The following is a 26841-nucleotide window of genomic DNA, read 5'->3' on the forward strand; positions in this document are numbered from 1 at the left end:
TCCCTCGCCCGCTGAGCGGGGGAGCAGATGGTCGTCTCACTCAAGAGTTAGAGAGAAAGAGATCAGGGAATACAATGCAGGACGTCGTTGAGGTGCGCCGCGAGCCGCGCAGCGTGGAGGAAATCCGACGCGATTTCCCGATCCTGGCGCGGCAGGTTCATGGCAAGCCGCTGGTCTATCTGGATAGCGCGGCCAGTTCGCAGAAGCCGCTGGCGGTCATCGAGGCCATGAATGCCTACTATCGCAGCACGCATGCCAATGTGCATCGTGGGGTCTACGAGATCAGCGAGGAGGCGACTGCGGCTCTGGAACGCGCGCGCACGAAGGTAGCCCGCTTTATCAATGCGCGCCAGAGCAAACAGATCATTTTTACGCGCAATACGACCGAGAGCATCAATCTGGTGGCCTATAGCTGGGGCTGGGCCAACGTCAGGGTCGGCGACCTGATCGTGCTAACGGGGATGGAGCATCACAGCAACCTGGTTCCCTGGCAGCTACTGGCCCAACGCACGGGGGCGCGGCTGGAATTTGTGCCGGTGACGCCCGAGGGCCTGCTGCAGTTGGATGTCTATGCCCGTTTGCTGGAAGAGGGGCCGAAGCTGGTGGCCTTTACCCATATGTCCAATGTGCTGGGAACGATCAACCCTGTGAAGGAGATGATTGCCCAGGCTCACGCCGCTGGTGCTTTGGCGCTGGTAGATGCCGCCCAGAGCGCTCCCCATCTGCCTCTGGATGTCCAGGAGCTGGATGCCGATTTTGTCTGCTTTAGTGGCCATAAGATGCTCGGTCCCACAGGAATCGGGGTGCTCTACGGCAAACGCGAGCTGCTTGAGGCTATGCCGCCTTTCCTGGGAGGCGGCGATATGATCCGCAGTGTGAGCCTGCGTTCCTCGACCTGGAATGATCTGCCCTGGAAGTTCGAGGCGGGCACGCCGGCCATCGCTGAGGCGGTGGGCCTGGGCGCGGCGATCGACTATTTGAGCGCGCTCGGGATGGAATGGGTGCGCGAACATGAGCGGGCGATTACGGCCTATGCCCTGGAGCGCCTGCGCACCGTTCCTCAGTTGCGGCTCTATGGACCCCTCACCGAGGAGGTGCGCGGCGGGGTGATTTCCTTTACGCTGGCCGATATCCACCCTCACGACCTGGCCTCGATCCTTGATCAGGAGTTCGGGGTGGCCATTCGGGCCGGTCACCATTGCGCACAGCCTCTGATGGAGCATCTGGGCCTGGCTGCAACGGCCCGCGCGAGCTTCTATGTCTATACGCTGCCGGAGGAGATCGACGTGCTGGTCCAGGGCCTGCGGCGGGCGCTGGAGATTTTCCAGCTCTAGGTCTATAATAATCCCATGCCTGGCCACTCTACGCTGCCCGCCTGCCTGCAGACTGCTGCCGCCGGCTGGCCGCGCTTGCGCCGGGCCGTGGTAGATTGGAGACCAGGTGAGGCGAGGTAGACCCGAGGTAGGCAGGACAGGCCAGGGCTGGTCTCTGCTGGGCTATCTGGCCGCCTGGTCGATTCCTTTCCTGGGAGGCAGCGCTATGTCGATGGATTATCGTGAGTATATTCTGGACCATTATCGCGATCCGCGCAACTATGGGCGGCTGGAGAATCCGACGGTGCACGTTGAGGATTCAAATCCGCTCTGTGGCGATCAGGTGAGCATGGACCTCCTGGTCGAGGGCGATCGCGTTACGGCGGTGCGCTTTCAGGGACGAGGCTGTGCGATCAGCCAGGCGGCCACTTCGATGCTCACGGAGATGGTGCAGGGCAAGAGCGTGCAGGAGGTGGTACGTCTGGGCAAAGATGATATCCTGGAGGCCCTGGGTATCCCGATCAGTCCTGCGCGTATGAAGTGTGCCTTCCTGGGCTTGCGCGTGCTGCATAAGAGCCTGGTTCTGGCTGGCCTGGAGCGCCCGACGGACTCCGACGAGCGCGATGAGGAGCTGTAAGCCCGGCTGGTGGGCCCTGGCTGATTGCTTGCACTACTGCCGAGCGAGTTCCTGAAGCGATAGAAAGGAGCAGCCTGAAAGATGCGCCTTGAGGGTAAAGTGGCGGTGATTACCGGCGTGAGCCACGCCGGTCAGATGGGTTTTGCTCTGGCCGGCTTTTTTGCTGAGGAGGGGGCCAGGCTGGTGATCGCCTCTCGCAGTGGGGAGCGCGTGGCGGCTCGGGCCGCCGAGTTGCAGGCGCGTGGGGCCCTCGTCAAAGGGGTGGCCGCCGACCTGACGAGCGAGGAGGGTGCACAGCACCTGGTCGAGGAGGCCCTGCAATGGCAGGGACGCGTCGACGTCCTGGTCAACCTGGCTGGCGGGCTGACAAAGTATGGACCCCCTCATGAGGTCTCGTTGCAGGACTGGGAGAGCGAGCTGAATAATAATTTGCGCACGACTTTTCTCTGCACACGCGCGGTTTGGCCGTCGATGCTGGCCCAGGGAGGTGGCAAGATCATCAACTTTAGTCGGGCCTATAGCATTCAGAATGCGGGAGCACAGACGCTGGCCTACAACTGCGCCAAAGCTGGGGTGGATGCTCTCACCCGGACCTTTGCCCAGGCCGGGAAGGGTGTGGGAATCTACGTTAATGCCATCGCCCCCGGCCTGATCGCCACTCAGGCGAATCTCGAGGAGCTGCATCCCTCCCCCACAGAGCTGCGCAGCAAGTGGGTCAGCCCGCGCGAGGTGGCTGAGGTTGCCATCTTTCTGGCCAGTGCCGCCAGCGATGGCGTCACAGGGGCTATTATCCCCGTTCAGGGGCGCGGCATCTGAGCCTGATCGGTGGGGTGAGCAGAGGGACTGCCCTTCAGCCGCGCCCACCTGAGAGTCTGCCCGCCTGTTGTCGGCAAGACCACGAGAGGGAGGCGTTACGCTTGCTGGCTGCCTGGCTGACTGCGATTCAGGCAAAAGCTGGCGAGGGGAGGAGATTGCTATGAGTGATTTTGTCGCCGTTGCGCGCTGGGACGAGCTGGGAGAGGGCGAGCTGCTAGGGGTGGAAGTTGATGGCGAGCCGGTCTGTCTGGCCAAAGTCGAAGGGGTGGTCTATGCCTGTAATGGCGAATGCACCCACGTTGGAGGGCGCCTTTACGAGGGGGAGCTGCAGGGCAGCGTGCTCACCTGTCCCGTCCATGGAGCCCAGTTCGATCTGCGGACCGGCAAGGTCGTGCGAGGTCCCGCCCGTCAGGACCTGGTGCTCTATCCTGTGCGCGTTGAGGACGGTCTGATTAAGGTGGCTCTCCCTCCCGAATGAATAGGCTGCGGCCGGCTGTCCTGCAAGTCCGATAGGTGCCGAACTGGCTTTGGCCCTTCGCTTGCCTGCTGCCGTTGTCCTGTCGGCCCGCCACAGGCAGGCCAGCGGCGAGGCAGGGACTCTGCCGCTCATAGCCAGCGCCAGCCGTCGCCGATTCTGCGCGGAAATCCTCTTGCGCAGTCGCGGAAGACCCCCTACAATAGCCGCGTGAAACCTTCACTCAAGGAAGAAGCCCAATCTTCACTGCGGATGGAGAAAACGCTGTTATGGTAGGCAGGTCACATCTTCTCATAGGTCTCACGGCGGGCGTTGTGCTTGACAGTCTGGTCCACCTGAGTGGTCCCCCGATTACCCTGGCGCCGAGCGTGCCGCTCAAGCTTGTTGTAGCTAAGGCGATCTACTACGTCGCCGTCGGCTTTGGCTCCTTGCTGCCGGATATCGACAATGCACACAGCACGCTTGGGCGCAGGTTTGGTTGGATCAGCCGCGAGATTCAGCATATAGCAGGCCACCGTACTCTCTTCCACAGCCTCCTCGGCCTGCTCCTGGGGTCGCTGCTCGCTCTCGGAGCCCAACAACTTGTCCTCTCCTTGCTGGCAATGCGTGGCCTGAGCGCTCCCGCAAGCCTCATGAATGCCACCCATATGATCTTCTTCGCCGTGCTCTTCGGCTGCATCGTCCACATTCTCTGCGATGCCCTGACTGAGGGAGGCGTACCCCTCTTCTGGCCCAACCCGAAACGCTTTGGGTTCCCGCCCAATCCAGATTGGCGCTTTCGTACTGGGACCTGGCCGGAATATGTCATCGTCTGGTCCTTTATCATCCTGGTAGGCGTTGGAATCTGGCAGAATGTCATTTATATATAAGGGGATCGATAGAGAGAGGACAGGGGGAGCCGGGCCAGGAGAGGGTCAGGTAGCGAAGAAAGGGGCCAGGAGAGAGAAGGCGAGAGGGGCAGTGAGCGAGAAAGAGCGGCAAACAAGGGCTATGAAACTGGTGAATCTGCGAGTTCAGAGCTGGCTGGCTTGGGGCCTGGTCGTTCTGGCAACGCTGGCCTATTTCCTGGAGATGAGCCATCAGGCCGTCTTGCGCTACGATACGTTCAAGGCAACGGCCTTCGACCTTGGTAACTACGATCAGGCCATCTGGAACACCTTGCATGGCCGGCCCTTTCAGTTCACAAACCAGGCGATCGACTGGTACGGTCCCCCCACGCGTCTTGGCGTGCACTTTGAACCCATTCTATTGCCTCTTGCCCTTCTTTATCTGATTCGCTCAGATCCGCGGACGTTGCTCGTGTTTCAGACGCTGGTGCTGGCTCTGGGAGCCTTGCCCGTCTTTCTGTTGGCCCGCTACTATCTGCCGCGCTGGCCGCTGCTGGCGGCCCTCTGTGTGGTGGCCTATCTGCTGGCGCCGGCTCTGCTGGGCCTCAACATCTTTGACTTCCACGCAGTCAGCCTGGCCACGCCCCTGCTGCTCTACGCCTTGCTGGCCCTCACCTACCGCCGTTACGTGCTGTTGGTCCTCTGCTGCTTCCTGGCGGCCTCCTGTAAAGAGGACGTGCCGCTGGCGGTTGGCCTGCTGGGCCTGCTGATGATCTGGCGCTATCGCCTGCCACGCCTGGGCCTGGCCCTTTTCATCGGCGGCTTCCTGTGGTCGGCCCTGGCCTTCGGCGTCATCATCCCCCACTTTTTTCCCGGCCAGCAGGCCAACAACTTTTGGTACCGTTACGAGACGCTCGGCAGCTCTCCGGGGGCGGCCATCGTCAACCTCTTGCTGCATCCCTGGCTGCTTTTCACGACCTTCTTGACGATCGAGCGCGTCTACTATCTGGCCAGCCTGATCCGGAACACAGGCTTTCTCGCGCTTCTGGCCCCCGAATGGCTGATACCAACTCTGCCCAGCCTGGCAGTCAATACGCTCAACACCGACCCGGCCCTCTATAGCGGCGTCTACCACTACAATGCCACAATCATTCCTTTTGTGGTGTTAGCGGGCATCGTCGGCCTGCGTCGCTTCCTCGCCCTCTGGGCAAACTGGCGTGGAGAGCCGCTACCTCCGATGGAGCTGATGGTACCGGAGCGCGGCAAGGAGAAGGTCCGCGAGCGTGAGCAGGCAGGGGCGGCTGCCGCAAGGGGAACCTGGCCTGCCTGGTTAAGGTGGCCTCTCTCGCTGGCGGCTGGTCAGAGGCTGCAGGCCTGGAGGACTGGCTGCCTGCTACGGCTCCAGAAGCTGGCCCTGCACTTGCTGCGGCCTGCCTGGTGGCGTGGACACTGGCAGCGCTTCTGTGCGCGAATGATCCCGCTGGCTCAGCAAATCAATCTGACGCGCCTACAGTGGTACGCTACGCTCTGGATACTGCTGCTCATCGGCGTCAATTATGTTGCCGAGGCGCCGATACTCAATAGCTTCTGGGCCAATCATGAGCCGGGGCCACGCGAGCAGCATATTGAGCAGCTTCTGTCCATGATTCCCCCAGATGCCTCGGTTTCAGCGGGAGATAACCTTAATCCACATCTTAGCGAAAGGCAGCGCCTGGCGGTCTTTCCCTCTTTTACCGGTACGATCGATGGCAGGCAATATACGGTTGACTACATCATTGTCGACCTCAATGCTGTCTTTCCCGAGGATCGGGCCAGCACGATCGAGATCCTCAATCGCTTGACGGCTTCCGGGCAGTTTCGTCTGATCGCGCGGGCCGAGGGAGTCGTTTTACTCAAACGCAATAGTTCATAGTAGGCCATAGTATGTTATAATCCTTGCAGGTGAGACTCTCTGCTTTATTCGCTTCTGTGGACAGTTGACGAACAGAGGAGAGGTGCTATGCACGGGGACCCGTTTTACAGTGATCCGACCAGTGTCGAACCTGGCAGAGTGCCGCCACCCGGCGCGTTACCTCCGATGGAGGAGCTGCAGCCGAAGCAGGCGCCCCCATCTCATTACGAGCCGGCGCCCGTGCCGATGTCGGCGCCTCCGCCGGTGGAGCCGGAGGCGATCAGTCGTGAGAGCGAGGCTCGCACGCTGGTCTTTGCGATTGGCAAGTTCAAGGACTTCCTCTTGTGGTTTCTAGCGGTGTTAGAGGTGGCTTTGCTGCTGCGTTTTATCTTCCGCCTCATCGCTGCTGACCCCAACAATGCCTTTGCTGGTCTGCTCTACGCCCTGACGGGGATTATCCTGTTGCCCTTCAACGGCATTGTCAAGACCCCATCTCTGCATAACTGGGCCTTTGAATGGCCAACTCTGATCGCTATGGCCGTTTATGCCCTGATTTTCCTGGCTATCACGAGCTTTCTGCGCCTGCTGATCTCGACTCCCAAGGAGACAGCAGAGTAATCTCTCATGGAGGGTTTGACCCCTATTCCCTCGGTGGCTCCTGTCTGCCCTGCGTTGGCCTATAGCGAGGCCATCGCCGAGATGATTGCCGGCCCGGTCTGGCGAGGAGAGGTCCATAGCGTCTTCCCGGCGGCGGCGAATCTGCTTTTTCCTGGAGACTTTGTTCTGTCGTTAAACACGCGGGATGGCATCTCTGTGCCGAACGGCATTCGTCTGGGGGCTTTGCGGGGAGCCTTTCCGTTCAGCACCCTGCGGCCCGGCATGCCGGCGCTGCTAGGGGCCTCTCGTCTGTATATCGAAGATCTTCACTGGTCAGTTGACCTGAGTAGTTGCGCGCGCTGGCGTGCCCAGCTCAGGCGTCCGCCGCGGGTTGAGCCTGCGGTTCTGGAGCGGAATCGCGAGCGTCTGCGGAGAATGCTGCTGGTGCCTGAGCTGCTGAGGAGGCGTCAGGAGGAGGATCATCCCTTACTGCCGTTGATGAGAGCTGCGCTGAGGGGAGAGAGCCGGCTGCCGGCGGAGCCGACGGCTCTGGCCGAGCTGCTGGCCGGACGCGGTCCTGGCCTGACTCCTTCGGGCGATGATCTGCTCACTGGCTGGCTGGCCGCTGGCTGGTGGCTGCATGGTCCCGCTCCCCATTTCCTGGCGGCCTGTGAGCGGGTTGTAGCCGTGGCCGCTTCGCGCACACATCTGCTGAGTCGAGCCTGGCTCTCGTGGGCCGCGCGTGGCTACTTTGCCTCCCCGCTTCTCCAGCTAGTGGAGAGCCTGGCTGAGGAGCATGAGGAGCACCTGCTGGCGCGAGCGCAGGCCGTGCTTGCTCTGGGGGCCAGCTCGGGCTATGATCTTTTGTGTGGTCTGGTATTGGGTTTAACAGCCTCCTCCTGGCAGCAGCCCTGGCCAGGAGCGGGCAGGCCCAGCTTCTCCTGCCCGTGACGGGCTGGCTGGTCCAATGTATCTCCCTGGCTCCTGCTCTGCCTGGCCTTATCCTGCCAGCCTGCTTTCTCCAAGCATGTAGCACCATTATTTCTCGATAAAACCGCAGCCGATCCTTTTTAAGTCATCCATAGTTTACAGGGAAGCTGCCTTGTGCTATACTGGGCGCAGGCAGGCCGGAGGTGCTATGAACAAGCTCAGTGTTTTCACAGGTAACGCCAATCCCGTGCTGGCTGCTGCCATCTGCCGTCACCTGGGGATCGAGCTGGGAAAGGCCGAGGTCTTCCAGTTTAGCAACGAAAACATTTTTGTTAAGATCAACGAGAACGTTCGGGGCCACGACGTTTTCGTTATTCAGCCTTTCAGCTCGCCGGTCAATCGCTCGATCATGGAGCTACTGATCATGATCGATGCGCTCAAGCGAGCCTCAGCGCAGCGCATCACCGCCGTCATTCCCTACTATGCCTATGGGCGCACCGACAAGAAGGATCAGCCGCGGGTCCCGATTACTGCCCGGCTGCTGGCTGATTGTATCACGGTGGCCGGCGCTCATCGCGTGCTGACGATGGACCTGCATGCTGGTCAGATTCAGGGCTTCTTCAATATCCCAGTCGATGAGCTGACGGCCCAGACCCTGCAGGCGCGCTATTTCCGGTCCAAGGGGCTGGAGAACTTCACCGTTGTCTCCGCCGACGAGGGCTTTGCCAAGAAGGCGCGTCAGCTCGCGGATCGCCTGAACGCGCCGCTGGCGATTGTCGAGAAGCGCCGTCTGGGCAATGACGGCGTGACTGAAGCCAAGAACGTGATCGGCAACGTGGAGGGGCGCCATGCCCTGATTGTCGACGAAGAGATCGACACGGCTAGCTCAATCACGCAGGCGGTGCGGGTCGTGCGCGAGCATGGCGCGCGCGAGGTGTATTGCTGCGCTTCGCACGGCGTCTTCTCGGGTCCGGCCATTGAGCGGTTGCGCGAGGCCGAGATAAAGGAGATCGTTATCACGGACACCATCCCTCTGCCGGAAGAGAAGCGCTTGCCCAACATGACGATTCTCTCGGTGGCGGAGCTGTTCGCTGGGGCCATCAGTCGCATCCACGAGAACCGCTCGGTGACGGAACTATTCCAATAGGCAGGCAGGCAGGCAGACTGACCGATCGACCGACAGGGAAAGAGCCACTCAGCTAAAGGCTCTTTTTGTTCTTTCCGTCCTTTTGCCGATCCGGCCTGGGTCTCTTGCTGAGGAGGCGACAGGGGCGGCACGGCTAAGGCGGGCGCTGGTTGATGGCCTCCCCTGTGGCTGAGGCAGCAGAGTTGCAGGGGAGCGCTGTCACAGTCGAAGGCGCAACCGGAGCGGCTGAGAGCGGTCCCTCGCGGGGGAGCCGCCGCTTGTGTACTGGGGAAAAAGAAAGGATAGACCACCAGCGGTCTATCCTTTCTTGTCTCTTCAGCCATCTGCCAACGACCAGAATGCTTGTTCCCCTACAGGTAGAGGAACAGGTCGGGCACTATCTGGTAGCGGCGGTAGGACTCGAACCTACGACCCAGGGCTTATGAGTCCCCTGCTCTACCGACTGAGCTACGCCGCCATCTCCAGGTCTGGCTGCGGGCACGGCCACTGCCTCACGGAGTTGCTCCTGGGGGGAGCCAGCACCTTGCCGGAGATTGCAGCTCCGGTTGGCGGGGCCGCCCTGCTTTCTAGCGATTTCGACTCTATCTTATCACATCCTGTCAAGAGGGAGAGGACCTATCTTTGGAAGTGGGACCGAGGGGGGCGGGGAGGAAACGGGCCAGTGTAGCGAGGTGCTGGAAGAGAAAACGCCTCACTCGTGGTGAGCGAGTGAGGCGAGCTAAGCGTTATCGCTAGAGCGTGCCTTAACGGAGGCAAGAGAAGCGATTGAATTGCGGGGGCAGGATTCGAACCTGCGACCTTTGGGTTATGAGCCCAACGAGCTACCGCTGCTCCACCCCGCGTCGTTGGCAAGTAATCGAAAAAGCGATGTTCTCGGCTGGACACCAGGCTGTCCGATCTGTCAGCGGGCCTGCGCGGCCTGGAGGGGGTGATTGTGCGCAGGCGAAAGCACTGACGGAATTGCGGGGGCAGGATTCGAACCTGCGACCTTTGGGTTATGAGCCCAACGAGCTACCGCTGCTCCACCCCGCGTCGGCGTTTTCATGATACTACAGGCTCGCGAGGATGTCAAGGGGGAAAGCGAAGGTAGCACTCTGGTCTACCTCTTCCTGGCCTGCGGCTGGGAGCGGGTCGTGCGCGGCATAATGAAGGCTCTGAACTCCGAAGGTCATGCCTAAGGCAGTGCCCCGATTCAAAAAAAGTCGCCGCTTGGCGGCAAGAGCGCTGGCGGGCGGGTGCTTCTGCAGGGCATTCTCGAAGCGGAGCCTGGCTGCTTATCCGATCGTCGTCGGAGGCAGGCTCTTTTCTGCTCCGTCAGAAGAGGGAGAAAGGGTGCGTGCGCAAAAGGTAAGAGGGAGGGGGTCAAGCCCCTCGAGGAGATCTCACTCCGCGCCCTAACGGCGCGGCGGGCACCGATCGAGACCGGGCAGGCCAGGCTGGAACCGAAACAAAGCCCTGGCCTGTCTGTCTATCTATCTCCTCGACCGATGCCCGCCGCAGGAAAACGTCTCACGTTCAGCAGCGCAGAGGTACGGCCTACCAGGCTGGCTATCTCTGCTTCCCGGCAGCATCTGGCTCTCGGGAAGCCCGAGCTGAAGCCACCAGGCTGGCCCTCCCTCTCGGTCTTTCGTTCGTCTGGCTCGCTTGCAAGGAGCGAGCTATTGTTCCCGACCTCCTTTCTCTCCTCTTCGCTTCTCTAACCTGGCTCAACCCCCTAGACGACGCTGCAGGTCGCGCCGTTCAGCGTGAACGAGGTCGGCGCGGGATTGCTCCCGTTCCAGGAGGCCAGGAAGCCAGGTGACGCGCCCAAAGTAGCGCCTGCCGGGATCTGGGCGTTGTAGGAGGCGTTGGTGATTGTCACCTGGGCCCCTTGCTGCGTGTAGCTGCCGTTCCATAGCTGGGTGATCTGCTGACCCGCCGTGAAGCTGAAGCGCAGCGTCCAGCCGTTGATGGGACTGCTACCCGTGTTCGTGATGGTGATGCTCCCCTGGAAGCCGCCCGGCCACTGGCTCACCACGCTATAGTGCACCTGGCAGCTCGCACCCGGGGTGGGGGTAGGAGTTGGCGTGCTTGTCGGAGCTGGCGTTGGTGACGGCGTGGGAGCTGGTGTCGGTGTGCTGGTCGGCTGCGGCGATGGCGTCGGCGTGGGGGCCGGCGTACCGCCACCGGTGCCAGCCGGGATGACGTAGGTCACCAGAGAGCGCGCCGGCACGGTCGCGCTGAAGGTGCCGTTGCTCACAGTCAGCGCTGCCTGAGCTGCCGTATTGTTGTTGTTGTTGGTCAGATAGGGGGTCACGCTCGCCCCATTGGCCACAGAGGTGTTCTGCAGCGAGAAGGTCGCCGCCGTATTGCTGCTGGCCAGATTGATGACCACAATGGCCAGCGTCCCGTTGGTATTGCGATAGGCCGAGACCAGCAGATTGCTGTCGGAGCTGGTGGCCCCGATGCGCACTGCGCCGGGTCGGATGAAGCGGCTGTAGTTGGCGAAGGCCCACAAGCGCTTGGCTGGCGTGATGGTCGAGCCGTTGAGCTGGATCAGACCCTGGTTGTCGGTCGAGACCGAGGTACTGGCCACGCCCCACCAGTAGAAGAAGGCGCTCAAATTGGCCGAGGTCAGGCCGACGTGGATGTGCTGGGCCCAGGTCAGGCCGGAGGCGTCGCTGCCGTCATCCCAGGCAGCATCGAAGCTATCGAAGGTCGACCACTCGGTCTCCCAGACCGGCTTACCGTTGGAATTGAGCGGTGAAGTCGGGGCGGCAGTGTAGCCGTGGCTGGAAATGATCTTGACGTACGAATTGGCGGTTGGATCGTTGACGATGGCGCTCGTGTAGCTGGGCGCCAGATCCCAGCCTTCGGCGTCGCAGCAGACGATTTGCGTCGAGAGGCCGGCATTCGCCAGGGTCGGCCCCAGAATCTTGGCGAAGTCGGCGGTCTGGGTTGGGTTCATCACCATGCTGGAGTAGGAGGTCGTCAGGTTCGGCTCATTGACGAAGCCCACGTCGGTGATGGTGACGCCCGCCGCCTGGTAGTCCTTGATGTACTGCACCAGATAGTTGGCGTACGCCTGACGCCAGTCGCCAGAGCTGCAGGTAGCGCCCGGAGCGCCACAGAGGGTCCCGCCGTTGCTCTCGGAGCCGTTGGTCTTCATGAAGCCTGGCGCGCTCCAGGCGTCGGCATAGATGCGCGTCACACCGTAGTTCTGAATCACTTGCTGGGTCAGAGGCAACTGGCCCCAGTCGGTGCCGATGGGCACGTACTGCGGCGTGGCCGTCGGGCTGCCGGGGCTGTTCGGCTCAATGGTGTGACTGCTGTCGGAAGGGATCAGGTTGCGCAGGATGGTCAGTCCAGCGCCGCTCGTGGGGCTGAAGAGCAGGTCCAGCATCTGCCTCTCCAGCGTGGAACCGGCGTTGATGATGGCATTGGCCTGGCCGAAAGCCTCAGAGACGCCAAAGCCGTCGATGGTCTGATAGGTCGTGCCACCGTTGATGGTGACGCTGGAAGCAGCATAAGCCGGATGCGCTTGCAGGACGATGCCCAGCGTCAAGGCCCAGATGAGTGCCAGGAGCGCCAGGCCAGCGCACAGGTTCTTGAGCTGTTTCCTGAGCATAGCCGTTGTTCCTTTCTCCTAGGGACTCTGTTGATGGATCTATGAGTGAACGGTCCCAGAGCCGGTCTGCCCAGGCCGGATCGCACGGCATGGCCGCTGATTCGCGAACCGCCGGGCAGCCGGAGGCTGTGACCGTTGCTCGCCTGTTCGGGTTGCCATGACCGGATGCTCTGCCGTCTGGCTTCTGGCGAGCGAGCATGCTCGCTCGCCTTGCTAGACCGTGTTGCAAGTCACACCGTTCAGCGTGAAGACTGTCGGATCAGTGTGATTGCTGGTCCAGGTTCCGTTGAAGCCGATAGAAACCGAGCCACCAGCGGCGATAACGTCGTTGTAGCCGACATCGCGAGCCGTCACCTGCTGGCCCTGCTGGCTCCAGGTGGCGCTCCAGCCCGCCGTGACCTGCTGGTCCCCGGGGAAGGTGAAGACCAGCGTCCAGCCAACGATGGCGGCAGTGCTGATGTTGCTGATGGTGATGTTGGCGGTCATGCCACCTGTCCAGTAGCTGGCGCTGTAGTGGACCGCGCAGTAGTGTCCAGGCAACGGGGTCGGCGTGGGAGTCGGCGTGACGCCGTTAGCGAGGTCCGTCAGGTGGTTCAAGAGACCTTGGCCATAGGGCGTGGGAGTGCCGTTGTAGTCGGTGATGAGCGACGGGAAGCTCCAACAGTTGTAAGTATCCCAGGCCCAGGCCAGATAGCCGATGTTGTTCTGGTCCAGCCAGGCCATTGCCATGTCGATGAAGCCGTGAGCACAGTCGTTCTCGCCGATCTCACCGGCGATCACCGGCACCTGGGCCGCCACGGGCGCCACGGTCAGCACCCAGCAATTGACATAGTTACATGTATTGAAATTGTAGAGATGGAAGGAGGCGGCCAGATTATTCAAGGGATCGCTCGGCTTGTGGGAGAGCCAGCCTGACAGGTCGTTGGCGTAAGCCAGGCCGCCGAGCATGATCACATTGGTTGCCCCGGTAGCGCGCACGGTGTTCACCAGCGTCTGCATGCCGGCCACGGCGAAGGGCACGTCGGTGCAGGGGCTGGCGTTGGCCGCCGTACTGCCATTGAGCCAACAATCCCAGCTTGTGGTGAAAGGCTCGTTATAAAGGTCGAAGATAACTGAAGAGTTATTCTTGAACGTATTGGCCACCGAGGTCCAGAAAGCCGGAGCGTGGTCCAGGTCGGGCATGGCAAGCTGCTTATTCGCCTGCTGAGTGCCGGGGGCACTCCAGTGCAGGTCGAGGATCGTAATCAAATTATTGGCCGTCAGCAGGTTAACGTAATCGATGATGGCCTGCCGGTACTGAGCTGCCGTGTATTGGGCGGCGGGGTAGCCATTAATGCCGAGCCAGCAATCCTCATTGAGTGGCAGGCGTACGGCATTGATGTGCCAGCTCATCATAGCGGCCACCGAAGCGGCGTCGCTCGGCCCGTCGAAGACGGTGGTGTCGCCGGCGGCATCGCACATGTACTCGGTCCCGGAGCGATCCACCCCCAGCGGGCGCACCGCCTGACCGGCGCCGTTGAGGAGCTGGTTGCCCGAGACGTGCAGGCCGCTGTAGGAGACGGCGGCCTGAGCACGTTGCGCGTGTCGGGGCGTGTACCAGATCAGGCCCGCCAGTGCGAACGCCAACAAGGCGCAGAGCGCTGGCAGGCTGCGGGACAGGGCTGTTTTCACGAGCGTTCCCTCCTCATCTGTTGCGGCTATCTCATCCCTGAGAGCAGGCCCCCTGGTCCCTGCTGCCGTTATCTGCTGGCCTGATGACCCGACCGACCCGCCTCTGTCGTTTTCCCCCGTGGACCAGGAACCGCCGTGAAGCTCAAGACTTCGGCGGCTCCTGGCCAAAGACCAGCGTGCCGTTGCGGTAGACGGGAATGTATTGGGTAACGGCCCTGGTCGAGGTCAGGCCCTGGCGGCTCCAGTCGTTCGACGAGTCCCAATGGTACTTGTAGTCGCTGCCGATAGCCACGATCAGAGCGAACTCGAGGTCGCGTGTGTACCAGAGCGGGTAGGCCGACCAGTCGAACTCGTAGTAGTAGACCGTGTTAGAATTGCCCCAGGCGTAGGGACCGCGCACGGCGACCGGGCCGCCGTTGGGCAGGTATTGGTTCTGGTCGTAGTAGATGGCGACTGAGACCGAGCTGATCGACTGGCCGACACTCAGCAGCTCGCTGATGTTGAAGAAGTAGCGCACCTTAAGGCCGGTCACAAACTGCGGCGGCTGAGTGGTATCGCTGTGGAGCGTCAGCGTGATCTGCGTGCTCTGGTTGCTGTCCTGGTTGACCAGCGCCTCGACGAAGAAGGGATTGACCGGCGTCTCGGCTGTCGAGAAATTGGGGTTGGGCTGCTGACCTGCGCCATAGTAGTAGTAGAGGCCCGCCAGCGCTCCGACGAAGGCTGCGCTGTAATCGACGGCCACCTCATTGTAGACAAAGTCGTTGGTGGCGTCATCGTGGTAGTCGCTGGTGTCAGGACCGCCAACCAGGCCGCCCCAGAGCGTATGGCGGTGGTTGGGTGGGTCAGACATGCTGTTGGTGAAGGAACCGTGGGCGGCCCGATGATGGGGATGTTTGGCCGAGTTGGAGGCGAAGCCCACCATGTAGCAGCGGTTCATCGGGTTGCTGCCCAGAATGTAGTTCATCTGTCCCAAGGCCCAGTCCGAGAAGCGCGTGTCGCCCGTGTACTTGCGGTAGACCAGAGCACAGAGCTGGGCGGCGGCGTTGTAGCGGCAGGATCCCCAGGTATTGATGACCATGAAGCCGCCCGGCGTCGGCTTCAGGAAGTTCTTGTCGTTGGGGTCCTGATGAGGCACATTCGACCAGTATTCGAGGTTCCAGCGGGCGATGTACCAGTGCTTGGGGTCGTTGGTGATGGGGGCGAGCTTGAGGAACATGCCACCCCAAACGGCATCCCAGCAATGGACCCAGGTATTTTGCCAGTTGTCCTGAGTGCTGTTCATAATCGCTTTGAGGTAGCCGGTGTAGTGGCCGCTGGAGTCGGTGGCGATAATATCGTTCAGGTAGGATTGCTGGCCCGTGGCTATGTAGAGCCAGATGGCCGCCCAGGCGAGGTCATCGCTGTCTCCGCTGGAGTTATAGAAGCCGCCAGAGTAGCCGAGGCCGCGGTTGGCGACGGCGAAGCGATAAAGCGCTTTGGCGTAGTCAAGGCATTTCGCTGCATAGGTGGGGTCACTGCTCTGGGTGTTGAGGTACATGATAGCCAGAGCGGCGGCAGCCTGCCCACACATATCGCTGGCCGGCGTCTCGGAGGTGGCGAAGTAGGCCGGACGGGCCAGGTTCTCTACCTCGGGCGGCGCCCAGACCGTGTGATCGATGGAACCTTCACCAACCTGATAGCAGAAGGCCACAACGTTGCCGCTGCTGTCGCGGAAGGTGCAGCGCATCAGATAATCGCAGCCCCAGCGCAGGATAGCCAGCATATGAGCGTCCTGGCCGGTGGAGACGAAAGCCTGACGGAATTCGTAAAAGCCCCAGCCCAGCGTTGAAATGGCGTAGCCCTGGGGCAGGCCGAATTTGACGTGGTCTCCGGCGTCGTGGAAGCCTCCGCTGACATCAACGCTTCCTTTACCCGTCGGATCGAGGACCTGCCGATGGGCCGCGATGAAGGAGGCCGACATGTTGGTCCCTACGTTGTTGCTGTTCTTGGGCTGCAAGGGTACAGCGGTGTCGGAGAGGTCGCAGTCACCGCGCCAGGGCAAGAGACCACCGGTGACGCCCGGCCCGGATTTCTGGGCGTCGTAGAAGTAGATCGACATCTGCAGGGCCGCCGCCAGGTTGTACTGGGGAGTAGGAGCGGCGCTGGCGCCTAAGCTGCTCTCCATGCCCACAAGCGCCGCTCCCAGGGAACCTAATGGCAACGCTACCAGCAGATTGCGCGATTGCTGCAGCAGTTCGCGCCGCGAGATGCGGGTAGACACGGTCTGACTCCTTTCAAGACTCTCCAGGGTCGCATCCTTGACTCGCTCGTTCGTGTCCTGTCCTGTGCAGTCAGCGCGCTGCCTTCCGCTGGCTAGCTGGCTCCGACCGGCAAATAAGGGACCAGCTAGCTTCGGCTAACGGCGAAGACAGACAGGCGGATCACCACAACGCGCGCAAATCGCCAGCGCGCAACCCTACCACCTCGAGGCGAGCGCGCCGCACTGGGTGAACACGGCCCGGCCTGCGCTCCTTGTCTGGCTCCTTCCACTTTCCTCTGCCGGGGAAGGTTGGTGCTCTGCACTGTCTGCCTGAGAGCAGTATAGGCAGGCTCCTTGCCAGAGGCCAGAGCAGATAGAAGGCAGATGCCAGTCACTGAGATGACAGCCTCGCTCGCCTGACGCTCGGGTAGTTCTCTTTAATTGATGAGGTTACTGCAATTGCGGTATCTCTGAAATGGCTGTTCTAGCAGAACTCGACAACATTGACAGCTTCCCCTGTCGCTCGGTACAATTAGTAGAGAGTAGATCTCATCTGATCAGAGGGCTTCCACTGTTCGTAAAGTTGCAGGCGTTCACTGGAAGCGATAGGTAACACGGATAGATGGTTACTCATCCCGACAACACGAGAGATGCATCGCAGGAAGCACCTCCGGCTGTTGCTGTCAAGGGATTGAGCTTTCGCTATCGCGCCCTCAACGAAGAGTCGCCCCCTTCGAAGAAGACCAGGATAGCTGTCCCTGATTCCTCTGGGGTCCAGGCGGAGGCAGAAGCGGAGTCGCAGTATGCCATTCGGGATATTTCCTTCTCCCTGGCGCATGGGGAGCTACTGCTGATTGCCGGTCCGAGTGGCTGCGGTAAGAGCACGTTGCTCAAGTGTCTCAATGGTCTTATTCCCCACACGTTTCATGGCGAGCTGAGCGGGGAAATCTGGATCGAAGGGCGTTCTGCCGCTGGCATGAGCCTGCGCGAGCGCGCGCGCTACATTGGCACGATGCTGCAGGACCCCGAGAAGCAGATCGTCGGCACCACGGTCGAGCAGGAGGTCGCTTTTGGCCTGGAAAATCTGCGGGTGCCGCGGGCTGAGATCCGTCGCCGGGTCGACGAGGTGCTGCAGCGCCTCCATCTGGAGGCTTACCGCCAGGAATCGACCTTTGCCCTCTCGGGTGGACAACGGCAGCAGGTGGCGGCGGCTGGGGTCCTGGTGATGCAACCTTCGATCTTTCTCTTTGATGAGCCGTTTGCCAATCTCGATGCGCGGGCTATCGATGAGCTGGAAGAGCTAATTAATGGCCTGCGTGCTGAGGGGCGGGCCGTCATTATTGTGGAGCACCGTGTTGAGGAGACCCTCAAGCTGCGCCCCGATAAGGTGCTCTTGATGCGCGACGGACGGCAGGTCTTCCTGGGGGATGTCTCTTCTTTCCTGGAAATGGCCGACCCCGAGCAGGTGAAGCTGCCGATTGAGGCCACCTTGCGCCGCGCAACTGACCCGCGGCAGGCGGTGGAGCAGCTTGTTCGTCCTATTGTCACCAGGCACGCGGTGACGACAGGTTCGGCCGCTGAGCAGCCGGTGTTGGTCTTTCAGGACGTCCACTATCGTTACGAGGCCGACGGCGAGGAGATCTTGCACGGCATTTCGTTTGAGGTGCGCCGGGGCGAGACGATCGCCCTACTCGGACCCAACGGGGCCGGCAAGACCACCCTGGTCAAGCAGGCTCTGGGACTGCTGCGCCCAACGGCTGGCGCGGTCTTTCTCTACGGCGAAGATACGCGCAGGCTCAGTGTGGCTCAGCTCGCGACGCGCATCGGTTACGTCTTTCAGAGTCCGAGCGCCATGCTCTTCGCTCCTACGGTTCGGAAGGAGCTGAGCTTCGGTCCCGAGAATCTGCGCTTCCCGCCCGAGCGACTCCAGCGAGCCGTCCAGCGGGCCGCTGAAGCCCTGGATGTGGCCCGTTTTGCCGAGCGTTCGCCTCTCTCGCTCAGCTTCGGACAGCAGAAGCGGGTCAGCATCGCCTCGGTGCTGGCGATGGAGAGCCGCATTCTCTTGCTGGACGAGCCGACGGCGGGCCAGGATTATCGCTCCTATATCTCTTTTATGGAGCATCTGCGCGAGCTTCCTGAGCTTGATGCTCTCCTCTTCATCACACACGATCTCGATCTGGCGCTGCGTTATACGCAGCGCGTTCTTCTCCTCAAGGATGGCCACCTGGTGGCTGATGGGGCACCGTTAGAGGTGCTGGCCGATCAGACCCTGCTGGAAAGCTGTAATTTGCGCCCTACCTCGCTCTTACGCTATTTGCTGGCGGAGTGTAGCCGCAGTTTGGCGTAACGGGCGAGGGTGAGTTGAGCTGGTCGCTCTTCTCCACTCACTGGCTACACTCTTCCCGTGATTGTCGTCCCTGCTGCACTATTCCAAGGATCTGCGACTACCGATCGCGATCATCCAGAAAGGAGTTCATTGCTTTATGGCAACGACCGAGAAAGAAGGCGTGCGCGAGCGCGAGGTCACAAGCCGGGTCTGGGGCATTGGGGTCCGGCACATTGTCTACATGGCGCTCGGTGCGGCGCTCTATGGCATTTTCAGCTACTTTACGAATATTATCCAGCTTCCGAGCGCCGGGAATGTCTCGTTCCGCCCGGCTATTGTCATCCCTCTCTTTTTCGGGGCCGTCTTTGGTCCCTGGGTTGGCCTCTTCTCAGGAGGAGTGGGCAACCTGCTGGGTGACTATATCTCGGGCTATGGCGTCTACTGGAACTGGGATGTGGGCAACGCCATTATCGGCTTCATCGCTGGCCTGGTGATCTACTTTACCTGGGGCGTCTACCGCAGCTCGCGCTCTATCGTGCTGGCTGAGGTCTTTGCGGCACTGGGGATCATCATCGGAATCGGCTTTGCCTCCTACACGGAGATCTGGCTCTCGAAGCTGACCTTCGTGACCGCTACAACTGGCTATCTGTTGCCAGCGGCTCTTTCCGACCTGGTCAATGGCCTGATTCTCTTGCCTATTCTGCTGCTGGCTTACCGGGCGGCGGTGGCCCGCTTCGGACGCTGACCTGCTGACCAACCTGACGGCCCAAGGCTCTCCTGGGCCGAGCGAAGCGGCACAAGGCCGCACGGCTAAACAACGCCGGCTTTCGGCGGCGGTCTGATCGGGGTGGTGGTGGTCCTCTGTTCGGCGAGTACAGAGGATGGGCGGAAGAACGGGAGCAGGGCGCTCTTGCCGCTCTGCCCCCGTTCTTGCCCCAATTTGTTCTATCTTTTACTCTGTGGTGTGGCAGAAGGATGCATGTGCCATGTTGATAACGTTTCCTTATATCAAGCGCGATACGCCTATCCATCGCCTCGATCCGCGGGCTAAGTTGCTCTTGCTGCTGGCCTACGGTCTGGCGGCGGCTCAAACTTCGAATTTCTGGCTGATTCTCTTGGGCTTTGGAGGAACGGCCTGCTACTATGCGCTGGCGCGCCTGAGATGGTCGGAGACGCGGCGAGCCTGGCTCTTCATCATCTTTCTGAATGTGATCCTGGTCTTCGGCAACTACTTTCTCTCCGGTGGCGCCATTGTGCAGGGCATCGACCTGAGTCACCAGCATCAGTTGTTCTCGCTGCCGTTCCTCGGCTTTCTGGATCGCCCTCCCTATGTTGGGCCGAAGCCGCTGGTCTTCAGCGTCGAGAGCATCACCTATATGCTGACGATGGGCCTGCGCAACTTCAGCATTGCCTTTCTGGCGGTGGTCATTCCCTATACGACCAATCCCGGCCAGATCGGGGTAGCTTTCAAGCAGTTGGGGCTGCCGGACCAGTTTGCTTATGCGATCGATCTCTCGTTCCGCTTCCTGCCAACGCTGGCCCGCGACTTCAGTGTGACACTCGATGCGCAGCGCGCGCGTGGTTTCGAGCTGGATAAGCTGCGCGGCGGAATCTTTGGCAGGATTGCCCGCCTGGCTCCGCTGGTGGTGCCCATCGTGATCGGCTCGGTCGTGGGGGCAGAGGATATCGTCAATGCGATGGAGCTGCGCTGCTTCGGCCTGGGCAAGCGCACCTGGCTGACGGAGCTGCAGACGCGCCCTCTTGATCGCCTGCTGATGGCTCTGACGATCGTCTTCTTCGTCCTGGTGACGGCGCTCAATATTCTGGGCAATTTCTATCCAGGTGGTCCCCTGCATATCCTCCATGAGCAGGGACTTCCGGCTTTCCTCCTGCGTTGAGTGGCTGGCCTGCCTGGCCTCCGGGCGGGCTGGGGCATGGGTGAGGTCGCCAGGCTGGCCTTGCTCTCTCCAGGGGCGCAGCGCCGAGGACAATTGGTCAGTTGCTGCCTCGATCACCTACCCTGGGGACCGAATGGCCCATGCTCTGCCGGGACTCGGCGCGTCTTGCTATGATATAGACGACAGCTTCTTCTCAGGCTAACGAGGTCCCGGATGAGACGCACGTTTCTGACACGCCTGCGGATCAATGGCTCCTATTATGTGCTGGGAGCCTTGTTGTTGCTGCTCGGTGCTCCGCTCTACCAGTGGCTCTGGCTGCTGCCGCACGGCTACGGCGAGGCCCTGACCGCGGCCAGCCGCGGTCAGTTGGCCATATACCTGCTCTGGCTTCAGCGGCATCTGTGGTCTTTTGCTCTCTATCGCTTGCTCCAGATGGCAGCTTTCGCTCTGACGCTCAGTTTGCCTTTTACGCTCTTCCGCATTATCGTGGCCCAGGAGGTCCTGGGGCGCGAGGAGGAGGCCGAGGAGGGAACGAGCGCTGAACCGGAGGGCGCTGGGGCTGACAGGGAGGAAAGAGCTGATGGCAGGCAGGCCGCGGCGAAGGCGACGGACACGGGGGCGGGCGAGAAGCCGTTGCCGCAGACTGCCGAGGAGCTGCTGGCTGTTCCCTGGCGCGGCAAGGGATTTGCCGTCATCGCCGCCTGGAGCGGAATGCTGGGGATTCTTTTGCTGGTCTTGGGTAATCTGGCCAGTACAGTCTATCAGGTAGGAGTGGCGCGCGGCTTCAGCGCCCTGGCTCTCCCCTCTCCCAGTTTTGCCCTGGTGGTGGAAATCTGCTCTCTGGTGGCCAATACGGGTGGGGGCCTCTTGCTGGCTCTGGCAACTCTCCTGTTCGGATTCATTATCGCGCGCAGCGGCCTGCAGCTCTGGCCGCCGCTCTGGGTGGCTCTTGGCTACGGGGCGATTCTGCTGGCGCTCTTTCTTATCGGCAGCGCCGTGCAGGTGGCTCTGGCACCGGCCAGCGGCCAGGCCTTTTTGACTACGCCGGCTTTCTTGCTCTTCGCTCTCTGGACCCTCTGGCTGGGCCTTATTCTGGTACGCTTGCGACCCGCGCCGGCTTCCTAGCGGCTCCGGGTCGGCCAGTCCTCCTCGCGCCGCCTCCCGACGCTCAGCTCCCTTGCTTGCTTGCCCTCTCTTGCGGTGCTCCGCCCAGGCTGGACGGCCTTGTCCGGCCCCTTTCTGGGCCTCCCGCCCCAAAAAAAGAAAGAAACGGGATATCTGGATCCCCACCACCGCGCCCACAGAGTGGTAGAGCGACTCCCGTCCCCTACAGTATAACCCAAATACCTCTTGTAACACAAGATATATAGGAGAGGTTGGATATAAGGTACCCCTGGTTCTCTGCCCCTTGTGTTGCAAGGAAGAGCTGCACTCGCGACGCTCGGCAAGGGAACTTTGGGAAGCTGCGAGAGTAAGGCAGAGTTTTTGAGCGTAACTGCACAAAAGTGCTCACCGGTACGAGAGGTCTGTCCCGGTTCGCGGAGGAGCAATTGTCGTCCATTCATCTCTCGCGTTTCTGGTAGAGGGGTGAGGGCCGCGGGGGCCGGCTGGCTGGTCAGCTGGCTTGAGGAAGTACGCCAGTACCTGGACAGCCGGCCCATGCGGGTCACCGGTCAGGCCAGGCTAAGCCTGAGCGGGAGGCTCATCGCTGGCGCTTGGGGAAGCGGGGCCTTCCTGCTCCTGGCTGACCTCATTGGGGGCGCCGGCGGCGCTGCTGCCTGGCGCTGGCGACGAGGTACCGTAGATCAGGTCGGCCAGCTCCCTGTGGGTTCGCTCGATGATGCTGCGCAGGCGGGCCAGGCGCTCAGGGTCACCGATCGCCGAGCGTCCCGCGATCATAAAGAGGCGGGCCACCTCGCCGGCCTCCTGGCGGAGAGCCTGCAGCTCAGGAGACCAGGCGCGGGCGCCCGCGGCTCGCAAGGGCCAGCCCGGACCGAAGCGCTCCATCTCGCGCTGGTGCTCGGCCAGGAAGGCGCGCCCGGCTTCCGTGATCGTATAGACCTTGCGGCCCTCGACCTCGCTAGAGGTGATAAAGCCGCGATCCTCCAGCATTTGCAATGTTGGATAGATCGAACCCGGGCTGGGAGCATAGAAGCCGCCAGCACGCTCCTCCAGCACCTTCATCATCTCGTAGCCGTGCATGGGGCGCTCCTGGAGTAGCTCCAACAAGACATACTTCAGATCGCCGCGCCCAAAGAAGCGCAGCCGCTCAAAAAAGACTGCCGGACCGTGTGGATGGGGATCAGGACCATGCGGGCCGGGGCCGTGAGGGCCAGGACCATGCGGACCGAAGGGGGGCCGGGCGCGGCGTGCTTGCCAGAAGCGGGGAACCGCTGGTCCAGGTGGCCGCTGCCAGGGGAAGGAACCTCCCTCTTCCCAACCGTAGGATTGCCAGGCAAAGCGTCGACCAAACATGAAGTTCTACTCCTTTCTCTTCTCTCCAGTGTGCCTCTCGGCTGACTTTCTCCAGTGACCCAGCATCGCGATATATCGAAACCTCTGACCAGAGTATAACGATATATCGTATTCCTGTCAAGGGGAGCCGAGGCAGCCTGCTTGCAGAAAGTGGGGGGGCGTGATAGGATAAACTGGCAGAGGGAGGGGGAGCGAGAGAGCCAGCCAGTTCGGACCGGTGCGGCCAGCAGCCGACCATGCCCCGCAGCCGCTGAGAGCCGACCGAGAGGGAGAGAGACCTGCCTCCAGCGTTCACCAGGCGTGTATAGTTTCTCTTAGGTTGGGGAAATCAGCAAGAGAGGTAGACGTCGTTTGTCAATCGAGACTGGAATGAGCCACAGGAGATCTGAGGTGCCAGAACATTACTATCGCCCAGGAGAGCGGCACGTCGGAAAGCGAGTCGTCACCATTGGCGGAGGCTCTGGGACCTTCGCCCTCCTTTCGCATCTCAAGAAGTACCCGTACAATATCAGCGCTATCGTCACCATGTCGGACAGCGGGGGCAGCTCGCGCCGTCTCATGGATGAGTTTCGACGCCAACTGCCGCTGGGGGACCTGCGCATGTCATTGGTTGCTCTGGCGCGCAATGGGGCCCTCTGGCGCGAGGTCTTCATGCACCGCTTCGAGACCACAGATGAGCAGGGGGAGGGAAAAGGAGGAGTAGGTGGTCATAGCCTGGGGAATCTGATCCTCAAGGGCCTTCAGGACATCAATAACGGCGATCTCATGCTGGCCATCGAGGATGCCCAGGAGCTGCTCAACACCGCCGGGCGGGTCTTACCTGTCACCCTGGCGCAGACCACCATCTGTGCTGAACTGGAGGATGGCACCACCATTTGTGGCGAAACCGAGATCGACACGCGCGGTAAAAAGAACCTGGGACCGCTCTCGCCCATCGTACGTCTGCGTATGGTGCCGGAGGACGCGCCGGCCTGTCCCCAGGCTATCCGCGCCATTCGTCGGGCCGATGTGATCATTATTGGCCCCGGCGATCTCTACACGAGCCTCATCCCGAATCTCCTCGTCAAGGACATAGCGCGGGCCGTGCGCGAGTCCGAGGCCGAAAAGGTCTACGTCTGCAACCTGATGACAAAGCATGGCGAGACCGACGGCTACAAAGCCTCCGATTTTGTGAGTGAGATCCATCGCTACCTGGGAGGCCGGGTCGATCGCGTCATCGTCAACGATGGGCCGTTCCCACCGGAAGTGCTGCGCACCTACGCTGAAGAGAAGAGCGAGCCAGTAGTCGTCGATCGCGCTCGTTTAACTCGCCTGGTGCCAAACGTCGTCATCGGCCATTTCAATCTTGAAGACGATATGCTGGCTCGCCATGATCCCGAGCGCCTGGTTCGCGCGATTTTCCCATCAGATCCTCTCTAAGCTGCCGCGTACCGCTCTCTGCCGTCTGACCCTGCCCTCTCCGATGGCCTGCCGGGTTTCTTTGCCAGGGCGCCAGGCCGACTGACAGCAATCACAGAAGCTGCCGCGGCGAATGGGCCGCCGCTCTGCTTTCGCAGTCGGATCGCCGGGGAGCGGGCCGGCGGCAGAGAGCGCTGAGATCGGCGGGCGACCGGACCAGAGTTCGCGGATGAGGCGGGGCTGGTCTGTCGCCCGAGCGCTTCCGCCTCTTCTCTCTGACTGCTAGCCGGAGAGGGCGGCCACGGCGAAAGCTTGCTTCGTCTCTCCCGGCTGGCCCTGTCCTCTTCCGGCGCTGCCTTGACCGAAGGCTGCTGCCTCCCCTCTACGGCAAGGTGCGAGCGATCTGCTCGAATTCCTCGCGTGGGAAGGCGCGCATCGTCTGGGTTCGCAAGCTGCTTTGAGCGATGGTGCCAAGAATCAAGCGCACGGCAGTCTGATCGTCGGGAGCCTCGGTAATGATGACATAGTCATACTGGCCCATGACAAGATAAAAGCCGATAAGTCTGCCTCCTGCTTCCTGGACTGCCTTTTCGAACATCTGCAGACGTTCGGGGGCGTTCTTGGCTTCCCTGATCCCTTGCTCGGTCAGATTGACCAGGCTGATGTAGGTTGGCATCGAAGGACCTCCTCGCCCTTGACAGGCCTTCAACTCGAGATGGAACACTACGGGGTCAGCCTTCTGTTGCAATTGTACACTCCCAATTGCATTTTCACAAGCTCTACTGTCAGCCCGTCAATCCTTTATTGAACCCTCATTGATTCTGGCTCCTCTTTCATGCTGGCGGGCGCTGGAAGAAGAAGCGATGTTCGCAGTAGCCGGCCAGCATGCCCACCAGGGAGAAGAGGGCGCTGGTGTGACCGGGCAAGGAACCAAAAACGACCAGGCCGCTATCGAGCAGCAGGTAGGCCAGCATTGCCAGTACGATGCCGAGGTAGGGACGTACGAACCAGGTGATCAGCAGGAAGAGTGGTTGAGCGCGAGAGCCAGGCTGGCGTAAGGAGACCAGGCAGCTCACGCAGGCGCCGAGCAGCCCGTAGGCCAGGACCTGCCAGGGCACGCCGAAGGGAGCGAAAGCGGGCGTAAAGATGCTCTGACCGAAGCCCAGCCCCTCGCCGACGGCCAGGGTCAAGACGGCCACCAGCAGGAGCGCGTGGTAGACGGCCAGGGCCAGCAGCCAGCCCTGGGGGGCTGGGCGAGGGCCGGAGGGTGCTGGCTCGCGAATCTCGGCGGGCTGCCCGGCGGCTGGCCAGGGCCGCTCTGGTGAGGTGGAGGCGGCTAGTGGGCTGGGCGCAGGCCCGCTGGCCTGCGTCTGTTGCTCCCTGGTTGAGATGGCCACGATCGGCTCTGTGTCCAGCTCACTGCGCCCCGACGGTGCTGGTGCCACCGTGACCGCTGGGCCTCCTGGCCCCTCGCCGTATCCGCGAGCGACCGTTTCTTCGCTCGCCGGGTCAGGGCCAGGGGGGGGGCCGGCCCGGCCTTCCAGGTCCAGCAGATAGCTTTCTGGCAGCTTCTGCCGGCGGGCGCTCTCCAGCAAGTGGCGCACATAGGGATCGCCGGCGTAGCGCTCTGGCAGGCGGGTCTGGAAATACTTCCGCACTGTAGCCGAAGCGATGTAAGTTGTGCAGGTAATCTCGCGCTGGCGCAGGGGTTCGTGGACCACCACCGTCAATGGCTCGAACAGACCAATTGGCGCGACGGCGTCATGCACCTTATCCAGCGGAACGATGCCATCCTCTGCCGGTAGGGCCAGGCGGCGCGGCACGCGATAGAGCATCCCCCAAACGGCGGCTGTCGGGTCGCTACTTGGCAAGATGGAGGCCACAACCTCGCCCGTGGCCGTACGCACTGCGCCGAAACCTAGCTCGTATCCTTTCAGCATGCCCGGTCCGTAGGGCAATGCCAGCCCATCGAGCAACTGGGGACTATTCAGCGCCACCGCATCCATCTCTGGGCCGTACTCAAACAGCCAGAGAAATTCGCTGCGCTCCTGTCCCGCCTGCGTCGCGGCTGCCGCCTCCTCCTTCTCCACGGCCTGGCTGGCGATTGGCAGCGGCGTCTCTTCCAGCGGGCTATATTCCTCGGGCACAGGAGGCGCTGCCGGGGCCTCCTCGGGAAAGGGGGCGCCGTCCGCTGGATGGGCACCGAATGCGCCTCCCATCTCGCCCAGCGCCAGCGAAGGCGGGCGTGGTGTGCTGCTGCGGACGATAGGCACACCTGGCGCCACGAAATCATCGCCTTTGCGGCGCTTCTCTCCACGGGTCTCACGCCCCTCACGCATCTCTCTTCTCTCCCTTCGCTCTCTCTCGCCCGGAGCCTCGCGCTCCCGCTCCTGCTCTCGTGGAGGCTGTGCCTCGCCTGGCTGACTCTCCTGCCGCTCTCCCTGAGCTGGCTGCTCGGCGTCGCTGTGCATATCACTTCCCCCTTCCAACTCCGGGCGCGGTGCTGCCCCTGCTCTGCCCACTCCCGTCCCATCTCATCCCAGACCTTCCGTTATCCCCGACTGCGGCAGCCTGCCGCGCCGCTCCGTATGGTG

General features: G+C 61.7%; 20 protein-coding genes and 3 tRNA genes. 14 read left to right on the plus strand and 9 right to left on the minus strand.

Annotation, left to right across the window (positions count from 1 at the left end):
* The first annotated feature begins 74 nt into the window (after window positions 1–74).
* From ACFMO7_RS10345 to ACFMO7_RS10385, 9 genes are all read left to right on the plus strand, one after another.
* Window positions 75–1334, plus strand: a complete 1260-nt coding sequence (locus ACFMO7_RS10345) for a cysteine desulfurase (RefSeq protein WP_376795409.1) — start codon at window positions 75–77, stop codon at window positions 1332–1334.
* 106 nt (window positions 1335–1440) lie between these two features.
* Window positions 1441–1950, plus strand: coding sequence for a Fe-S cluster assembly sulfur transfer protein SufU (gene sufU, locus ACFMO7_RS10350; protein ID WP_376795410.1), 510 nt, complete (start codon window positions 1441–1443; stop codon window positions 1948–1950).
* Window positions 1951–2031: 81 nt separating this feature from the next.
* A complete protein-coding gene (locus ACFMO7_RS10355) occupies window positions 2032–2766 on the plus strand; it encodes an SDR family NAD(P)-dependent oxidoreductase (protein ID WP_376795411.1) in 735 nt (244 codons plus the stop codon).
* A gap of 160 nt (window positions 2767–2926) precedes the next feature.
* Window positions 2927–3244, plus strand: a complete 318-nt coding sequence (locus ACFMO7_RS10360) for a Rieske (2Fe-2S) protein (protein ID WP_376795412.1) — start codon at window positions 2927–2929, stop codon at window positions 3242–3244.
* A gap of 266 nt (window positions 3245–3510) precedes the next feature.
* Window positions 3511–4110 (plus strand): metal-dependent hydrolase, encoded by a 600-nt coding sequence (locus ACFMO7_RS10365; RefSeq protein ID WP_376795413.1) that lies wholly within the window; start codon window positions 3511–3513, stop codon window positions 4108–4110.
* A gap of 121 nt (window positions 4111–4231) precedes the next feature.
* Entirely contained in the window at window positions 4232–5980 is a 1749-nt protein-coding gene (locus ACFMO7_RS10370; protein ID WP_376795414.1) for a DUF2079 domain-containing protein, read from the plus strand.
* Between the two features lie 87 nt (window positions 5981–6067).
* Window positions 6068–6577 (plus strand): hypothetical protein, encoded by a 510-nt coding sequence (locus tag ACFMO7_RS10375; RefSeq protein ID WP_376795415.1) that lies wholly within the window; start codon window positions 6068–6070, stop codon window positions 6575–6577.
* A 6-nt stretch (window positions 6578–6583) separates the two neighbouring features.
* Window positions 6584–7507 (plus strand): DUF2877 domain-containing protein, encoded by a 924-nt coding sequence (locus tag ACFMO7_RS10380; protein ID WP_376795416.1) that lies wholly within the window; start codon window positions 6584–6586, stop codon window positions 7505–7507.
* A 187-nt stretch (window positions 7508–7694) separates the two neighbouring features.
* Window positions 7695–8633 (plus strand): ribose-phosphate diphosphokinase, encoded by a 939-nt coding sequence (locus ACFMO7_RS10385; RefSeq protein ID WP_376795417.1) that lies wholly within the window; start codon window positions 7695–7697, stop codon window positions 8631–8633.
* 381 nt (window positions 8634–9014) lie between these two features.
* Here ACFMO7_RS10385 and ACFMO7_RS10390 read toward each other — a convergent pair.
* From ACFMO7_RS10390 to ACFMO7_RS10415, 6 genes are all read right to left on the minus strand, one after another.
* Window positions 9015–9090, minus strand: a tRNA-Met gene (locus tag ACFMO7_RS10390).
* 313 nt (window positions 9091–9403) lie between these two features.
* Window positions 9404–9475: transfer RNA gene (locus ACFMO7_RS10395), tRNA-Met, on the minus strand.
* Window positions 9476–9593: 118 nt separating this feature from the next.
* Window positions 9594–9665: transfer RNA gene (locus ACFMO7_RS10400), tRNA-Met, on the minus strand.
* 682 nt (window positions 9666–10347) lie between these two features.
* The gene (locus ACFMO7_RS10405) at window positions 10348–12240 is read right to left on the minus strand and encodes a cellulose binding domain-containing protein (protein ID WP_376795418.1); all 1893 of its coding nucleotides are present in this window, start codon (window positions 12238–12240) and stop codon (window positions 10348–10350) included.
* A gap of 213 nt (window positions 12241–12453) precedes the next feature.
* Window positions 12454–13911 carry a cellulase family glycosylhydrolase gene (locus ACFMO7_RS10410; RefSeq protein WP_376795419.1) on the minus strand — a complete coding sequence of 486 codons (1458 nt, stop codon included), beginning with the start codon at window positions 13909–13911 and terminating at the stop codon, window positions 12454–12456.
* 142 nt (window positions 13912–14053) lie between these two features.
* Window positions 14054–16171, minus strand: coding sequence for a glycoside hydrolase family 9 protein (locus tag ACFMO7_RS10415; protein WP_376795420.1), 2118 nt, complete (start codon window positions 16169–16171; stop codon window positions 14054–14056).
* A gap of 601 nt (window positions 16172–16772) precedes the next feature.
* On the opposite strand from ACFMO7_RS10415, the gene ACFMO7_RS10420 reads away from it, so the two are divergent.
* From ACFMO7_RS10420 to ACFMO7_RS10435, 4 genes are all read left to right on the plus strand, one after another.
* The gene (locus ACFMO7_RS10420) at window positions 16773–18497 is read left to right on the plus strand and encodes an ABC transporter ATP-binding protein (protein WP_376795421.1); all 1725 of its coding nucleotides are present in this window, start codon (window positions 16773–16775) and stop codon (window positions 18495–18497) included.
* A 136-nt stretch (window positions 18498–18633) separates the two neighbouring features.
* Window positions 18634–19221, plus strand: coding sequence for an ECF transporter S component (locus tag ACFMO7_RS10425; RefSeq protein ID WP_376795422.1), 588 nt, complete (start codon window positions 18634–18636; stop codon window positions 19219–19221).
* A 241-nt stretch (window positions 19222–19462) separates the two neighbouring features.
* On the plus strand, window positions 19463–20374 hold the full coding sequence (locus tag ACFMO7_RS10430; RefSeq protein ID WP_376795423.1) for an energy-coupling factor transporter transmembrane component T family protein: 912 nt from the start codon (window positions 19463–19465) through the stop codon (window positions 20372–20374).
* Window positions 20375–20587: 213 nt separating this feature from the next.
* Window positions 20588–21499 (plus strand): hypothetical protein, encoded by a 912-nt coding sequence (locus tag ACFMO7_RS10435; RefSeq protein WP_376795424.1) that lies wholly within the window; start codon window positions 20588–20590, stop codon window positions 21497–21499.
* Window positions 21500–22057: 558 nt separating this feature from the next.
* Here ACFMO7_RS10435 and ACFMO7_RS10440 read toward each other — a convergent pair.
* Complete coding sequence (locus ACFMO7_RS10440; protein WP_376795425.1) at window positions 22058–22849, minus strand: PadR family transcriptional regulator; 792 nt, start codon at window positions 22847–22849, stop codon at window positions 22058–22060.
* Window positions 22850–23239: 390 nt separating this feature from the next.
* Here ACFMO7_RS10440 and yvcK point away from each other — a divergent pair, with 390 nt between their 5' ends.
* Complete coding sequence (yvcK, locus tag ACFMO7_RS10445; RefSeq protein ID WP_376795426.1) at window positions 23240–24268, plus strand: uridine diphosphate-N-acetylglucosamine-binding protein YvcK; 1029 nt, start codon at window positions 23240–23242, stop codon at window positions 24266–24268.
* A 361-nt stretch (window positions 24269–24629) separates the two neighbouring features.
* On the opposite strand, the gene ACFMO7_RS10450 is transcribed toward yvcK, so the two are convergent.
* Both ACFMO7_RS10450 and ACFMO7_RS10455 read right to left on the minus strand, forming a co-directional pair.
* Window positions 24630–24923: a GYD domain-containing protein gene (locus ACFMO7_RS10450; protein ID WP_376795427.1), complete on the minus strand. Its 294-nt coding sequence runs from the start codon at window positions 24921–24923 to the stop codon at window positions 24630–24632.
* Between the two features lie 157 nt (window positions 24924–25080).
* The gene (locus tag ACFMO7_RS10455; protein ID WP_376795428.1) at window positions 25081–26718 is read right to left on the minus strand and encodes a gamma-glutamylcyclotransferase family protein; all 1638 of its coding nucleotides are present in this window, start codon (window positions 26716–26718) and stop codon (window positions 25081–25083) included.
* Window positions 26719–26841: the final 123 nt, after the last annotated feature.

The sequence above is a fragment of the Thermogemmatispora sp. genome (assembly GCF_042408735.1).
Classification (GTDB): domain Bacteria; phylum Chloroflexota; class Ktedonobacteria; order Ktedonobacterales; family Ktedonobacteraceae; genus Thermogemmatispora.

Bases quoted from the DNA above. Each gene is read 5' to 3' on its own strand.
- ACFMO7_RS10345 (WP_376795409.1), top strand. From the start codon at position 75: ATGCAGGACGTCGTTGAGGTGCGCCGCGAGCCGCGCAGCGTGGAGGAA.
- ACFMO7_RS10355 (WP_376795411.1), top strand. From the start codon at position 2,032: ATGCGCCTTGAGGGTAAAGTGGCGGTGATTACCGGCGTGAGCCACGCC.
- ACFMO7_RS10360 (WP_376795412.1), top strand. From the start codon at position 2,927: ATGAGTGATTTTGTCGCCGTTGCGCGCTGGGACGAGCTGGGAGAGGGC.
- ACFMO7_RS10365 (WP_376795413.1), top strand. From the start codon at position 3,511: ATGGTAGGCAGGTCACATCTTCTCATAGGTCTCACGGCGGGCGTTGTG.
- ACFMO7_RS10370 (WP_376795414.1), top strand. From the start codon at position 4,232: ATGAAACTGGTGAATCTGCGAGTTCAGAGCTGGCTGGCTTGGGGCCTG.
- ACFMO7_RS10375 (WP_376795415.1), top strand. From the start codon at position 6,068: ATGCACGGGGACCCGTTTTACAGTGATCCGACCAGTGTCGAACCTGGC.
- ACFMO7_RS10380 (WP_376795416.1), top strand. From the start codon at position 6,584: ATGGAGGGTTTGACCCCTATTCCCTCGGTGGCTCCTGTCTGCCCTGCG.
- ACFMO7_RS10385 (WP_376795417.1), top strand. From the start codon at position 7,695: ATGAACAAGCTCAGTGTTTTCACAGGTAACGCCAATCCCGTGCTGGCT.
- ACFMO7_RS10405 (WP_376795418.1), bottom strand. From the start codon at position 12,240: ATGCTCAGGAAACAGCTCAAGAACCTGTGCGCTGGCCTGGCGCTCCTG.
- ACFMO7_RS10420 (WP_376795421.1), top strand. From the start codon at position 16,773: ATGGTTACTCATCCCGACAACACGAGAGATGCATCGCAGGAAGCACCT.
- ACFMO7_RS10425 (WP_376795422.1), top strand. From the start codon at position 18,634: ATGGCAACGACCGAGAAAGAAGGCGTGCGCGAGCGCGAGGTCACAAGC.
- ACFMO7_RS10430 (WP_376795423.1), top strand. From the start codon at position 19,463: ATGTTGATAACGTTTCCTTATATCAAGCGCGATACGCCTATCCATCGC.
- ACFMO7_RS10435 (WP_376795424.1), top strand. From the start codon at position 20,588: ATGAGACGCACGTTTCTGACACGCCTGCGGATCAATGGCTCCTATTAT.
- ACFMO7_RS10440 (WP_376795425.1), bottom strand. From the start codon at position 22,849: ATGTTTGGTCGACGCTTTGCCTGGCAATCCTACGGTTGGGAAGAGGGA.
- ACFMO7_RS10450 (WP_376795427.1), bottom strand. From the start codon at position 24,923: ATGCCAACCTACATCAGCCTGGTCAATCTGACCGAGCAAGGGATCAGG.
- ACFMO7_RS10455 (WP_376795428.1), bottom strand. From the start codon at position 26,718: ATGCACAGCGACGCCGAGCAGCCAGCTCAGGGAGAGCGGCAGGAGAGT.